This is a genomic window from Ruegeria sp. YKSF57 (assembly GCF_059612585.1).
The window spans coordinates 14,825-28,352 of sequence record NZ_JBXWQW010000027.1 but is presented as its reverse complement, the minus strand read 5'-3'; the positions used below and the strand labels follow the sequence as shown (position 1 = coordinate 28,352).

Annotated in this window: 14 protein-coding genes and 1 riboswitch; of the genes, 1 reads left to right on the top strand and 13 read right to left on the bottom strand. The window is 64.6% G+C overall.

Annotation, left to right across the window (positions count from 1 at the left end; translation table 11 throughout):
- Positions 1–3 precede the first annotated feature (3 nt).
- The 8 genes from AC2FLX_RS12900 to cbiE form a co-directional block, all read right to left on the bottom strand.
- Positions 4–696, bottom strand: a complete 693-nt coding sequence (locus AC2FLX_RS12900; protein WP_496810995.1) for a CbtA family protein — start codon at positions 694–696, stop codon at positions 4–6.
- 3 nt (positions 697–699) lie between these two features.
- Positions 700–870, bottom strand: a complete 171-nt coding sequence (locus AC2FLX_RS12895; protein WP_496810994.1) for a CbtB domain-containing protein — start codon at positions 868–870, stop codon at positions 700–702.
- A 35-nt stretch (positions 871–905) separates the two neighbouring features.
- Positions 906–1,116, bottom strand: a riboswitch (cobalamin riboswitch).
- A gap of 43 nt (positions 1,117–1,159) precedes the next feature.
- Positions 1,160–1,903 carry a precorrin-6A synthase (deacetylating) gene (gene cobF, locus AC2FLX_RS12890; RefSeq protein WP_496810993.1) on the bottom strand — a complete coding sequence of 248 codons (744 nt, stop codon included), beginning with the start codon at positions 1,901–1,903 and terminating at the stop codon, positions 1,160–1,162.
- A complete protein-coding gene (gene cobA, locus AC2FLX_RS12885) occupies positions 1,896–2,624 on the bottom strand; it encodes a uroporphyrinogen-III C-methyltransferase (RefSeq protein ID WP_496807682.1) in 729 nt (242 codons plus the stop codon). Before cobA ends, cobF begins: the two co-directional genes overlap by 8 nt.
- On the bottom strand, positions 2,621–3,943 hold the full coding sequence (locus AC2FLX_RS12880; protein WP_496745679.1) for a cobyrinic acid a,c-diamide synthase CobB: 1,323 nt from the start codon (positions 3,941–3,943) through the stop codon (positions 2,621–2,623). Before AC2FLX_RS12880 ends, cobA begins: the two co-directional genes overlap by 4 nt.
- Positions 3,930–4,724 carry a precorrin-4 C(11)-methyltransferase gene (gene cobM / locus AC2FLX_RS12875; protein WP_480751295.1) on the bottom strand — a complete coding sequence of 265 codons (795 nt, stop codon included), beginning with the start codon at positions 4,722–4,724 and terminating at the stop codon, positions 3,930–3,932. Before cobM ends, AC2FLX_RS12880 begins: the two co-directional genes overlap by 14 nt.
- On the bottom strand, positions 4,721–5,104 hold the full coding sequence (locus AC2FLX_RS12870; protein WP_496810992.1) for a cobalamin biosynthesis protein: 384 nt from the start codon (positions 5,102–5,104) through the stop codon (positions 4,721–4,723). The genes cobM and AC2FLX_RS12870 overlap by 4 nt, the downstream gene beginning before the upstream one ends.
- Positions 5,086–6,285, bottom strand: a complete 1,200-nt coding sequence (cbiE, locus tag AC2FLX_RS12865; RefSeq protein ID WP_496810991.1) for a precorrin-6y C5,15-methyltransferase (decarboxylating) subunit CbiE — start codon at positions 6,283–6,285, stop codon at positions 5,086–5,088. Before cbiE ends, AC2FLX_RS12870 begins: the two co-directional genes overlap by 19 nt.
- Here cbiE and AC2FLX_RS12860 point away from each other — a divergent pair.
- The gene (locus AC2FLX_RS12860) at positions 6,284–7,033 is read left to right on the top strand and encodes a cobalt-precorrin-6A reductase (protein WP_496810990.1); all 750 of its coding nucleotides are present in this window, start codon (positions 6,284–6,286) and stop codon (positions 7,031–7,033) included. The genes cbiE and AC2FLX_RS12860 overlap by 2 nt on opposite strands.
- Here AC2FLX_RS12860 and cobJ read toward each other — a convergent pair.
- From cobJ to cobN, 5 genes are read right to left on the bottom strand one after another with little or no spacing between them, the layout of a single operon-like run.
- A complete protein-coding gene (gene cobJ, locus AC2FLX_RS12855; RefSeq protein ID WP_496810989.1) occupies positions 7,006–7,758 on the bottom strand; it encodes a precorrin-3B C(17)-methyltransferase in 753 nt (250 codons plus the stop codon). The two genes, AC2FLX_RS12860 and cobJ, sit on opposite strands and share 28 nt — an antisense overlap.
- The gene (locus tag AC2FLX_RS12850; RefSeq protein WP_480751302.1) at positions 7,755–8,483 is read right to left on the bottom strand and encodes a precorrin-2 C(20)-methyltransferase; all 729 of its coding nucleotides are present in this window, start codon (positions 8,481–8,483) and stop codon (positions 7,755–7,757) included. The genes cobJ and AC2FLX_RS12850 overlap by 4 nt, the downstream gene beginning before the upstream one ends.
- Positions 8,480–9,109 (bottom strand): precorrin-8X methylmutase, encoded by a 630-nt coding sequence (locus AC2FLX_RS12845; RefSeq protein WP_480751303.1) that lies wholly within the window; start codon positions 9,107–9,109, stop codon positions 8,480–8,482. The genes AC2FLX_RS12850 and AC2FLX_RS12845 overlap by 4 nt, the downstream gene beginning before the upstream one ends.
- A complete protein-coding gene (gene cobG, locus AC2FLX_RS12840) occupies positions 9,109–10,236 on the bottom strand; it encodes a precorrin-3B synthase (protein ID WP_496745669.1) in 1,128 nt (375 codons plus the stop codon). The genes AC2FLX_RS12845 and cobG overlap by 1 nt, the downstream gene beginning before the upstream one ends.
- Positions 10,233–13,526, bottom strand: a complete 3,294-nt coding sequence (cobN, locus tag AC2FLX_RS12835; protein ID WP_496810988.1) for a cobaltochelatase subunit CobN — start codon at positions 13,524–13,526, stop codon at positions 10,233–10,235. The genes cobG and cobN overlap by 4 nt, the downstream gene beginning before the upstream one ends.
- Between the last annotated feature and the right edge of the window lie 2 nt (positions 13,527–13,528).

Sequence of the window (13,528 nt, the reverse complement as noted above, 5' to 3'; positions counted from 1 at the left end):
CGATTACGCGTTGGCTTCGGCGCGTTTTCCTTCGGCCTGCCAGAAATATCCGGCAAACGTGCCCACCAGAACCCAGGCGGCCATACCGACACCAAAGGCGCGCGCCGCGAACAGGGCGCCCAGTTCGGTCGGAACCGGGCCGGTAAAGCTGTCGGGTTCGGGGGCTCCGATCAGGTGCGGCGCCAAAAGCAGCACGGTCGCGATCAGGTAGCTGATCAGATTGCCACCGAACGCGATCAGCCACATGGCGACACCTGCCGCTGCCACGGTTCCGGTCCACCAGATCTGGCGCGCGGTGATGTCGGAATAGGCCACACCGGGCACCTCAGGCGCCAAGGACAGTCCGGGCGCGAAGTGGAAAGTGATGAAGCCCGCCAACCCCCACAGGATGCCGGTGCGGGCATTGACCTCATGGCCCATCCGTTCTGCCATCGACATCAGGGCCACCAGCACCAGCGCATAGCCGGAATAGGTCAGCATGGTGAACACGATGCTCAGCCCATCGCGCATCAGGTCGAACCCCGGCAGATCCGGATGTGCCGAAACGGCGGCTGCTCCGAAATGCACCAATTCGCCGGACTCGTAGAGTTCAGCGTGAAGCAGGACGGGCTGCACAAATACGAGCTGCAGCAGGGCGGTGATCAGCCCTGCTGCAGCGCCAGCGAACAACGCGCTGGTCAGAATGCGACTGAACATGGGTCAGTGGCAGGGGAAGCCGGTTGAGTGGCGCACATCATGAGCGGCGTCGTGCAGGGCGGACGCCTGAACATGGCCGGTCAGGGTGATGATCCCCAGACCCAGAACAACAGCAAACAGAGCCGGAAGGAAGGCCGAACCGGCAGCAGATGCCTTGAGCGTTTTGGTCGTCATTTTAGTCCTCCTGAGCCGCCGCACCCGACGGCCGGTGTTTCGTTTCTTGCCTGGCAGGTCTCCTGGCTTGCGGGTCGGTGCCTCTGTTCGCCTTCCCCCCGGGACAGTTCCGGGAGTGGCTGGTTGAACAGAAGCTCACCGCTTACAGTCGCGGGGGCGGCTTTGGATTTGACCACCGGGATGGCCGCACCAAATTCCCTCTTAGCACCGGAATTCTCCGGCAGGACCAGACCCTTTCATTTAGCCGCGATGCAGTCGTTCGCGCAATTCCCATTTGCGACCCATTCGGTCATTTTTCGCGCCTGCGCAGCAAATAGATGTCCATGATCCAGCCATGATCGGCGCGTGCCCGGGCACGGGTTTCAAGAATCTTGTCCGCAACGTCCGCCAGAGGGCCTTTGACCAGGATTTCTTCCTTCATGCCCACATACGCGCCCCACCAAATGTCGAACGCCATCATATCAAGGCTTTGAAACGAGCATTCGCCGTCCAGCATGACCGCAACCTTGTCGGCACCGTCAGGCCAGCCCTCGTCCCGGAAGCGGCGGCCGGTCGTGACGACATAGGGCGCGCCGATGTCGTTGATCGGAATCGCATGGGCGGCCGTCAGTGCCTGCAGCGCGGTGATGCCGGGAATCACCCGTGTGACCGGCTGCGGGTCCAGCCGCGACGCAATTCGCAGCGAACTGTCATAAAGCGATGGATCACCCCAGATCAGCAGCGCCACCTGCCGGGCCTGCGGAAACCCGGCGATCGTCTCCTGCCAGCGCAGGGCGATAGCGTCATGCCATTCGTCCACGCCGCGTAAATAGCCGTTATCGGCGCGGCGCCTGGGGATATCGAAATAGGCGATCTGAGGTGCCGCGTCCGCCACTTGCGCGATGATCTCCTCCCGCAGTCCAGCCAGATCGGCCTTGTTCTCGCCCTTGCGGGGGATCAGGATCAGGTCCGCCGCCCGTATCGCGTTTGCCCCCTGGAACGTGACGTGATCGGGATTGCCGGTGCCGATACCGATCAGGTTCAGCTCATACATCCCCGAACTCCGCCAACGGGCCGTAAAGGATCAGGGCGGGGGCGGTGCCGACCTCTGATTTCAGTTGCTCCGCCAATGCTCCGATCGTTGCGCGTTGCAGTTTCTGGTCCGGCGTCGACACGGATTCGGCCATCAGCGCCGGGGTGTCGAGCGGCAGCCCGTGGTCATTCAGAGCCTCGACCAGCAATGGAAACGTGCGCTTGCCCATGAAAACGACGGTGGTCGCGCCAGCATCGGCCAAGGCAGGTAAATTCAGATCCTGAGGCAGCTTGCCGCTGACATCATGGCCGGTGACGAACTGCACCCGCCGTGCCGTCAGCCTGCGGGTCAGCGGAATGCCCGCCGCCGCCGCCGCCGCGATGGCCGACGGGATGCCGGGAATGATCTCATAGTCGATACCGGCCTCGCGCAGGGCGACGATTTCCTCCTCCAACCGACCGAACAGACCACCATCACCGGATTTCAGCCGTACGACACGCTGTCCGGTCTGGGCATAATCGACCAGCAGACGGCTGACATGGTCCTGCTTGGGCGAGGGGCGACCGGCGCGTTTGCCGACACCGACCAGATCGGCATCCTCGCGCGCGTGTGTCAGGATCGGACCGCTGCTCAGATCATCGAACAGCACCGCGTCGGCCTTGCCGAGCCGGTCCACCGCCTTGAGCGTCAAAAGTTCCGGATCGCCGGGACCGGAGCCGATGAAAGAGACAAAGCCGCTCATGTCGAAGCCTCCGCAATCAGGTGGAAAAAGGTGCCGGTAACGTTGCCGCGTACCGAGCCGGTTTGAGGGCCTTCGACCCCTTCAGCGTCAAAGACCTGCGCCAGCGGCGCGTCCGGTTGGTCGACAATCGACGAATAGTGAAACTCGTGCCCGCGCAACATTGCGCCCGCGCCATGTCCGGGTATCGGCGCAATCAGACGCGCCTTGCGGTATCCCAGATTGAACTTGCGTTTTTCATAAGACGTGACCAGACCCAACAGCCCGGCCATCTTGTGGCCTACCCCATCCTTGTCGATCAGTGCTTCGCCCAGGGCCATGTAACCGCCGCATTCACCGTGTACAGGCTTTGTCTCGGCATGTTTGCGCAGACCGGTCAGGAACGTGTCGGCTGTTGCCAGCTTGCCAGCATGCAATTCGGGATAACCACCCGGCAACCAGACCAGATCGGCATCCGCCGCCGGGGCCTCATCCGCCAGCGGAGAAAACGGCAGGATTTCGGCCCCCGCCGCGCGCCAGCCTTCCAATAAATGCGGATAGGTAAAGGAAAACGCTTCGTCCCGTGCCAAAGCGATGCGCTGCGCCGGGGGGAATGGCAGCGCCGACGCCGAGGACCCTTGCGGGCTTGATGAAGCCGCCGCCTTGATCGCCTCCAGATCCACATGCTCTCGCAAAAACGCCGCGTAACCGGCAATCGCGCTTTCCAGATCGGGGTGTTCAACCGCCTGTATCAGGCCCAGATGCCGTTCAGGCAAGGTCAGATCGCCCCGGCGCGGCAGTACGCCCAGCACCGGCAGACCCGCACGCTCCATCCCCAACCGGGTCAGGCGTTCATGTCGGGGGCTGGCGCAGCGGTTCAATATCACCCCGGCAAAGGGCAGGTCAGGGTTGTACATCCGGAACCCCAGCGCCGTGGCCGCCGCCGATTGCGCCTGACCGCCCACATCCAAAACCAGTACCACCGGCCAACCCATCCGCAGTGCGGTTTCGGCGCTCGACCCATGGCCCAGCTCGCCCGGTTTGGCAACGCCGTCGAACAGGCCCATCGACCCTTCGGCCACCACGATGTCCGCACCCTCGGCCTGGGCCGAGATCGCGCCCAGCAGCGGTTCGCCCATCGCCCAGCTGTCCAGGTTGAACGAGGAACGCCCCGCCGCCGCGCGGTGAAAGGCCGGGTCGATGTAATCCGGCCCGCTCTTGAACGGTTGAACGGTCAGCCCGTCCTCGGCCAGCGCTCTGAGCAGGCCCAGCATCACCGTCGTCTTGCCGGTACCCGACGAGGGCGCCGAAATCAGAACTCCCGGCGGGTTAGTCATCGCCATGACTCCAGCTCGACCACGGGCTGTCCGCGCTCTGCGGGCGATAGCGCCGGTCGTATTCCTTGGAATAGAGGCAGCTTTCGTCAAACCCTTCGCCGGCCAGCGCTGGCCCCACCAAGATCAGTGCGGTCCGCGAGATGCTCGCGTCCAGCGCTTCTTTCAGGGTGTCGAGCGTTGCGCGGATGATTCGCTCGTCCGGCCAGCTGGCGCGATAGACCACGGCCACCGGGCAATCCGCTCCGTAATGCGGGGCCAGATCGGCGATGACCTTGTCCAAATTGCCGATCGACAGATGAATGGCCAGCGTCGCGCCGGTGCGGGCAAAGTTTTCCAGCGTCTCGCCAGCGGGCATCGACGAGGCGCGGCCCGGCGTGCGGGTCAGCACCACCGATTGCGCCAGACCGGGCAGGGTCAGCTCGGTGCCCAAGGCCGCCGCCGCGGCTGCAAACGAAGGAACGCCGGGCGTCACGCTGACCGGAATGCCCATCTGTTTCAGGCGGCGGATCTGTTCGCCCATCGCGGACCAGACCGACAGATCGCCAGAATGCAGCCGCGCCACATCGTGGCCCGCCTGATGGGCGATTTCGATCTCGGCCATGATCTGATTCAGATCCATCGGCGCGGTGTTGACGATTTTTGCACCTTCGGGGCAGTGGCCCAGGATTTCTTCGGGCACCAGCGACCCGGCATAAAGGCAGACCGGGCACGAGGCGATGATATCGCGCCCGCGCAGGGTCAGCAGATCGGCGGCGCCCGGTCCGGCGCCAATGAAGTGAACGGTCATTTAGGCTCTCCAGTTGCAACCGCACAGGTGGCCAGGCGGTCGGTCGAGATCTGTCGGGGTGAAACCAGTCGGGCACCTGTTCCGGCGGCGACGAGGGCAGAAGCTTCGGCCACGCTTCCGGTGCCATAAGTGGCGCGGCTGCGGGACGAGCAGGTCAACGTGCGCTGGCCGCTCAGATCGGCAGGCGCAACGAAATAGAGGGGCAGGGCAGTGGTTGCGGCAAATTGGATCAGCGCAGGATGGCCCTCCTTGTCCGCCACCGTTGCCAAGGCTGCGACGGTTTGCCCTTTGGTGGCCCGGTCATAGGCGTCGCGCAGGCTTTGAGCCGTTGCCGTCGATGAAAATCCAAGCCCCGCAACGATCATAGCGTCACGCTCCATTGAACTACCGGATAGGCCGATTTCCAGCCCCGTCGCGGCCCGAGCGGGGCGGATTGCGCCAGTTCGATCCGCAGCAGATCGCCGCCCAGCTTGTCATGCCACTGCGCCAGCAGCGCCTCGCTTTCCAGCGTCACCGCATTGGCGACCAGCCGAGTGCCCCTGGACAGGTTCGCGGCAAGCCAATCCAAAAGCGCGGTGCTCAGCCCTCCGCCGATGAAAACCACATCCGGTCTGGGCAATCCACTCAACGCATCCGGCGCGGTGCCATGCACCACGTTCAGGCGGTCCTGTCCCAGCGCGTCGGCGTTACGGCGAATGCGGTCGGCCCGGTCGGCGCGCGGTTCGATCGTGGTGGCGGTCAGCGTCTGATCGCACATCAGCCATTCGATGCTGATCGAGCCTGTGCCACCGCCAATATCCCACAGGTGTTCGCCCCGCTGTGGCGCCAGCGCCGACAGCGTCAGCGCCCGAACGGGGCGTTTGGTGATCTGCCCGTCGGTCTCGAAAATATCGTCTGGTTTTCCGGATGCCATGGGCACGCCCAAACCCGCGCCCGCCGCCTCCAGCGCGACACATATCGGATGTGCGAATGTGCCAAGCAAGGCTTCGGTCAGCGTGGCTTTCTGCATGCGCTCGCGCGGGCCACCCAACGCTTCGAGGATGTGCAGCGTGGTGTCGGCAAAGCCGGTTTCGGTCAGGTAAGTCGCCAGTTCCGCCACCGCAGCGCCGTTGCGCAACAGGACAATCGCCCGCAACCCCCGCGCCAGATGCGGGCGCAGACGTGTCAGGGGCGCGGCATGCAGCCCGAATGTCAGGGTGTCTTCCAGGGGCCAGGCCAGACGCGCCGCTGCCAGGGAAAAGGTCGACTGGCCTGGAATGGCGGTCCATTCACCGGCATCGAAATGTCGGGCGATCACCGAACCGGCTCCAAACCAGAACGGATCGCCCGAGGCAAGCACTACGACGCGGCGCCCGCGCAAGCCTTGCAGCAGCGGCAGGCCGGCGGAAAACGGCACCGGCCATTCAATTCGGTCGGCCCCGGATTCCGGGATCAGCGACAAATGGCGGGGCGGCCCCATGACGACCTGCGCCGCATCCAGCACTTGACGGGTTGCCGGTGTCAGTCCATCCAGTCCATCTTCGCCCAAACCCAGAACGGTCAGCCACGGAGCGTCACTCATGTCCCACCTCCTGATCCTTGGCGGCACGACCGAGGCCAATGCGCTGGCCAAAGCCATCGCAGAACTCGGGTTGACCGCGACGTACTCTTACGCGGGCCGCGTGGAGACCCCCCGTCCGCAACCCCTGCCGACACGAGTTGGCGGTTTTGGCGGCTCGCAGGGGCTGGCTCGTTTTATCCACGATCATGGCATCACGCACGTGATCGACGCCACCCACCCATTTGCTGCGCAAATGAGCCGCAACGCAATTGCTGCCTGTGCCGAAACCAGTGCCGCCCTGGCGGCGTTGACCCGCCCTGAATGGCAATCTCAAGACGGCGATCATTGGCGCCACGTTCCCGATATCGCGGCGGCGGTTGGCGCTCTTTCGGGCGCCTCTCGACGGGTTTTTCTTGCCGTGGGCCGCATGCATCTGGAAGATTTCGCCGCCCAGCCCCAGCATCGCTATCTGCTGCGGCTGGTGGACCAACCCGGCGCTTTGCCATTGCCCGATTGCGACGTGGTGGTCTCGCGCGGCCCGTTCACGTTTGCGGATGACCTGGCCCTGATGCGGCGCCACGGCACCGAACTTGTTGTGTCCAAGAACGCCGGCGGCTCTGGCGCACGCGCCAAGCTCGACGCCGCGCGCGAACTGGGCCTGCCGGTGCTGATGATCGATCGTCCCGCTCTGCCGCAGCGGACCGAGTTTTCGAATGTGGCGCAGGTTGTGGACTGGTTGGCTCATTCCGGGGTGAACCTCGGCGTGTAAACGATTGGCGTGCCTTGCCTTTCGATGATCCGCGTGCGCGAAGATCCCACTATGACAACTGTCTGCATATCCGCCATCTCCGGTGTCGCCTCGGCCAAGGTCGAGATGCGCAGAGCTTCGTCTTTGCGTGATACGGCGCGGGCAAACAGGATCAGGCGTTCCGGCTCGCATTCCTGGCGCAGGATTTCCAGCGTCCTTACAAAACCTTTAGGCCGGGACTTCGAGCGTGGATTGTAGAATGCCATGGCAAAATCGGCCTGCGCCGCAAGACGCAGGCGCTTTTCGATCAATTCCCACGGCTTGAGGTTGTCGCTGAGGTTGATGGCGCAGAAATCGTGGCCCAAGGGCGCACCGGCGCGGGCCGAGGCCGCCAGCATCGCGGTGATGCCGGGCATTACCGAGACATCGAGATCGCGCCATTCCACAGGGCCATTTTCCATCGCCTCGAATACGGCCGCGGCCATTGCGAACACGCCGGGATCGCCCGAGGACACCACCACCACCCGCTTGCCTTCCGCCGCCATCTGCAACGCATGTTGCGAACGGTCGATTTCGACCCGGTTGTCGCTGGCGTGTAACGTCAGCCCTGCGCGCTCGGCCAGCCGTGCGACATAAGGGATATAGCCCACCACATCGGTCGCTTCGGCCAGCGCCTCGGTCACTTCGGGCGTGATTAGCGCCTCGTTGCCCGGCCCAAGGCCTGCGATCTTGACCCAGCCGCTCATGGCCGCCGCCCGTGACCGTGGACGATGATGATCGAGAAATATGGCGTGATCCTGTCGCAGGCCTCGCTCAGCTTGGTCACCGTCTGGTTCGGCATCTGCGCGTATTCCACGATCCAGGCCCGGTCATAGAGCCCGGAGGTCTTGAGCGCCCGTGTCACCTTGTCGATATTGCGCCCGATCTTCATCACCACCAGCGCATCGGTCTGTGCCATGCGCTCGGCCAGCATCTCTTCGGGCAGGGTGCCGACCAGAACCGTCAGCACATCATCGCCCCAGGTGATCGGATCGCCCGTTGCGGTCCAGGCCCCTGACATGCCGGTGATCGCGGGCACAACCTCGACCGGGGCCTGATCACGCAAGCGATTGTAAAGATGCATGAAAGAGCCATAGAAGAACGGATCGCCCTCGCACAGAACAACCACATCCTCGCCCTGAGCAGACAGCTCCTTCAGCCGCTTGGTGCAATCCTCGTAGAACGCCGCCAAAAGCTCGTTGTAACGTGGATCGGTCACCGGGATTTCGGTGGTCACCGGGTATTCCATCGGAAATTCCACCGCATCGCCCGAAATCATGCCGTTGACGATCTTGCGCGCCTGCCCGGTACGGCCCGGCTTGCGGAAATAGGCGACGTGCCGTGCCCCGCGCAACAGGCGGTCGGCCTTGACGCTCATCAGGTCCGGGTCGCCGGGGCCCAGACCCACGCCATATATGGTTCCCATTTTCATTCTGCCCTGCTTGCGATGGCGTTTATGGCCGCAACCGTGATGGCGCTGCCGCCCAGACGGCCCTTGACGATACAGGACGGCACCGGCTGCGCCTCCCAAAGGGCATCTTTGGATTCGACCGCACCGACAAAACCCACTGGACAGCCGATGATGGCGGCAGGGCGGGGGCAGTCGGGATCTTCGAGCATGTTGAGCAGGTGGAAAAGCGCCGTGGGCGCGTTCCCGATTGCGACCAGCGCGCCTTCCAGCACGGGCCGCCACAGCTCCAGCGCCGCCGCCGAGCGGGTGTTCTGCATTTCCTCTGCCAGCGGGCGGACGCGCTCGTCGTGCAGCGTGCAGATCACCTCGTTTTCGGCGGGCAGGCGAAAGCGGGTGACACCTTCCGACACCATGCGCGCGTCGCACAGGATCGGCGCACCGTTTTCCAGTGCGGCGCGCGCAGCCTGCACGAAGCCGGGCGAGAAATGTACAAATTCCTCAAGCCCGACCATACCGGCGGCGTGGATCATCCGCACCGCGACCTGTTCCTCGTCGGCGTCAAACCGGGCCAGGTCGGCCTCGGACCGGATCGTGGCGAAGGATTGCTTATAGATCGCCGCACCGTTGGTTTCGTATTCATAGGGCATCAGGTCAGGTCCATGCTCTTCAGTGTTTCGGGGCTGAGGCCACGCTGACAGGGCTCATCCCCCGCGCGGCCATGTTTTACGATATCGAATGTTCCGTCATTTCCGACCAGTGTCACATCCGCCGCGCTCATCCGGGCACAGCCCTTTGCGCAGCCCGAAACGTGCAGGCTGCCAGTGACGCGCGGGGCCAGCGTGCGGGCTATGGCGCGGGTCTCAGCCTGCGCTTGCGGGCAGAACGGCGCGCCGGGGCAGGCATCGGTTGTCAGTAACGGGTCATCGGCCCGGGTGACAAAGTCCGGAGCGCGGATCGCCTCCCCGCCTTCCAGCAGGATCAGTCGCCAAGGGGTGACGCGCAGGGCCGGGGCTTTGCTGTCCACGATCAGGCGGGCCAGTTCGGCTGCAGGCAGCTGACCAAAGACCGCGCCGCAAACCGGGCCAAGCGGGGTATTCCCCGGTTGCATCCGTTTGCCAACCGGACCCGGCCGCGCACCCTGCCATTTCTGTGGCAAAGGGATAGCTGCGACCAGCCGCGCCATGCGGCGGGTCTCCTGGCCGTGGTTGTCCGCGAACCAGCGGGCCAGTTCGATCAGCCTGTCGATGGCCTCACTTTCCGGCACCACACGCCCCGTATCGGCACCATCAGCGCGCAGGATCAGGCCATCTGGTCCGGTCTCCAACCGAATATCCGCCGAGTCACCAGAAAGCAGGCGGTCCGGGCCGGTGTCCACGGCAAACCCGAACTTCGCAGGCAATCTGGGCAGGTCCGCCAACCGGTCGATCAATTTTCGGGTCAACCGTGCCGTCAGGTCTCTCTCACGGTAGAGCGGGGTGACAAGGATATTGCGCCGAACCTCAATGCCCGGTTCCGCATCCAGCAGGCCCAACGCCGCCAAGTCATCCAGCAAGGCCGAATGATCGGCCTCGGCCACGCCGCGCAGTTGCAGGTTGGCACGATTGGTCAGGTCGATCGTGCCGTTGCCATATCGGTCCGCCGCCTTGCACAGGCCCAGAACCTGCCCGGCCTCAAGACGCGCAAGTCGGGGCCGCACGCGCACCACCAACCCGTCCCCGGACATCATCGGCCGGTGCGCGCCGGGGCACCATCCCTGGACGATGGGCGCGCTCATCTCAGCCCCTCCAGATCCGCACGGATCGAGTTGCGCCGGGTGTTCCACAACCCGGCGTCGAAAAGCGCCCGGAACCGGTCATGCATCGCCTTGTGGGCCTGCGGATTGGCATCCTGCAGAAAGGCATCGACTTCGGGGTCGCCCAGTGTCGCGTCGTGATACAGGTCGAACAGATGCGGCGCGACGGTGCCCGACAGATGCGCGAACGAGGCCATGTGATCCAATGTCGCCGCAATCTCGGCCGCGCCTCGGAACCCGTGTCGCTGCATCCCTGCGATCCAGCCGGGATTGGTGGCGCGGGCATGAACAACGCGGCTGATTTCCTCGGGCAGGGTTCGAGCCCGCGGGGTTTCGGGGTTGGTGTTGTCCAGATGATACAGCCGGGCGCTGCCACCGGTGACCTTCTTGGCCGCCGCGAACCCGGCCTCGTGCGTGGCATAGTCGTTGGCCAGCAGCAGATCGGTTTCGGTCAGGTCCTGCAGGTGAACGAAACTGTCGGCCTTTGCGACGCGATCCGTGATGCCATCCCGATCGTGCGCGATATGCTCGCCCTCCAGCGCGAAGGAGCTTGCGTCAAGCCAGGCCTGCCCGGCCTCTGCGCGGGCCTCGTCCGTATAGGTCTCGGACAGATGCGTCATGTTCAGCCCGTAGCTGCCCGGCGCGGGGCCAAAGACACGGGCCGCAGGTTCCTGACCGGCATAGGGGTTCCAGTCCGGCGCCTCGTCCCTTGCGCACAGCGCACGCACCGCCTGACCGAACAGCGCCGAGAGCGTCGGGAAAACGTCGCGAAACAGCCCCGAAACACGCAGGGTCACATCCAGTCGCGGGCGGTCCAGATCGGTGATCGGCAGCACCTCGATGCCCGATACCCGTTCCGATCCCTGATCCCAGACCGGTTTGACGCCCAACAGGTGCAAGGCCATGGCAAACTCTTCGCCGGCGGTGCGCATGGTGGCCGACCCCCACAGATCGACGATCAACCCTTTGGGGTAATCACCTTCTTCCTGCAGATGCCGCCGCACCAGTTCTTCGGCCAGTTTCACCCCCTGCGCATAGGCCGCCCGCGTGGGCACCGAGCGTGGATCGGTAGTGTAGAGGTTGCGCCCGGTAGGCAGCACGTCCGAACGCCCGCGATAGGGTGATCCCGACGGGCCGGCCTCGATGCGTTTGCCCGCCAGCGCGGCCAGCAAGGCGGCGCGCTCGGCATGGGCAGACGGTGCGATATCGAAATTGCTTGCCACCTCGGGCACCCGGCCAAAGACGTGCAGCCCGTCGCCGAACTGGCTTTCCTTGATGTCACAGACAAAGCGGTCGATCCGGGTGATCGCTTCGGCGGTACTGGTGGCGCGATCAAGGCCCAGATCGTTCTCCAGCCCGATGACCCGTGCCTCGTCGCGGATGTCCGATTGCAGACGGTCGCGGCGCTTTGGATCCAGCCCGTCGGCGTTGGAAAACTCGTCCAACAGCGACTCCAGCCGCACCATCCTATCCGGCGTGCCGCTTTCGCGCAGCGGCGGGGGTACGTGGCCCAGCGTGACGGCGCCGATGCGTCGCTTGGCCTGTGCCGCTTCGCCGGGGTCATTGACAATGAAGGGATAGATCACAGGCAAACCGCCGATCAGCGCCTCGGGCCAGCAGGCCTTGCACAGCGCGACCGACTTTCCTGGCAACCATTCCAGCGTTCCATGCGCGCCGATATGGATGAGCGCATCGGCCCCCGCCGCATGGCTCAGCCAAAGGTAGAAGGCAACATAGGAATGGCGCGGCGTCCGGCTGAGATCGTGATATTCATCGTCGCGCGTCTCGGGCGTGCCGCGCTCGGGTTGCAGGGCGACAATCGCCTTGCCGCGCCGCAGGGCAGTAAAATGAAAGGCGCCGTTGGCAAAAGCCGGGTCGTCTTCGGCCTTGCCCCACACGGTCTCCAGATCTTGCCGCAGCGAAGCGGGCAAGGTGGACAGGGCCGCGCGGTAATCTGTCAAAGACCAGCTTGTCCGCGCGTCAAGCAGGGTATCGGCGATGGGCTCTGCCGGCGCGGTGTCATACCCCTCGCCGCGCAGGTCCTCCAGCATCGCCTCGGCCGAAGCCAGAGCATCCAGTCCCACCGCGTGGGCCATCTGCCAGTCCTTGCCGGGATAGGTCGATAGCACCAGCACCGGCACTTGTTTTGCCTTGGGTTTCGACGTCAGGCAAAGCCAACCCGACACCCGATCCACCAGCGCCCCGATCCGGTCGGGTTCGGGTGCGTGCATTGCACGTGCGAATTGCAGATGCGCGTCGCGCTGCCCCGGCTCCTTGAACGAGATCACGCTGCCGGTGATGCGGCCATCCACTTCGGGCAGCACCACGTGCATGGCCAGGTCCGCAGGCGACAGACCCCGTTCCGCCTCGTCCCACGCCTTGCGGTTCGAGGTGGCGAGCATGGCCTGAAAAACCGGTACCCCCGCGGCATCCAGAGGCGATGTGCCTCCGCCGCCCTTGCCGGAAAAGGCGGTGGCGTTGACGAGGGCCGCAGGTGTCAGCGAAGCAACCTGCTCTGCCAGCCATTTGGCCGATGCGGGCGCTTTCAGCGACGGTGCAAACAGACCGACGGCATCATATCCGCGGGCCCGGAACGCGCGGATCAAGGCGGCGATCGGCGCCGTGTCAGCCGCGCTGAGATAGGCGCGGTAAAACGTGACAAGGATGCGGGGCTTGCCATCTTCGAAGGCGGTCTCTGCCGCGATTACCCCCTGGTCCGGGCACCACGCGCCGCATTCGGGCAGCGCTTTGGACCCCATCACCGGTCCGGCATACAATCCCGTCGCCAGCGCCATCTGTGCCAGCGCGGCCTGGGCCGCCACCTCGCCGCCGGTATCGCACAGATGCGCAAGGCGGCGCAGGGTCGAGACCGGCAGGGTGGAATAGTCGTCCAGCCGGGTATCCTCACGCCCGTCCGCTGGCAGAACAGCCAGCGCCAGCCCTTTCGATTGCGCCAGCGCATGAACCTGCTGCAGCCCGTAAGACCAGTACGGCACGCCGCCTATAAGCCGGATCAGGATGCCCTTGGCCCCCTCCAGCGTCTGTTCGACATAGGTATCGACCGACAGCGGATGCTTAAGCGCCGACAGATTTGCCAGCCGCAATGACGGCATCCGCCCCTCGGCTCCGCCGCCGCGATGCCAGCCCGCCGCGAACGCGCCAAGGTCGCTGTCGGAAAAGGACAGCACCACCAGATCGCCCGGGCTCTGGCCCAGATCGGTCGGTGTTTCGGTCTCTTCCAGACCGTGGCTTTCGCGAAAGACGACATGCATTG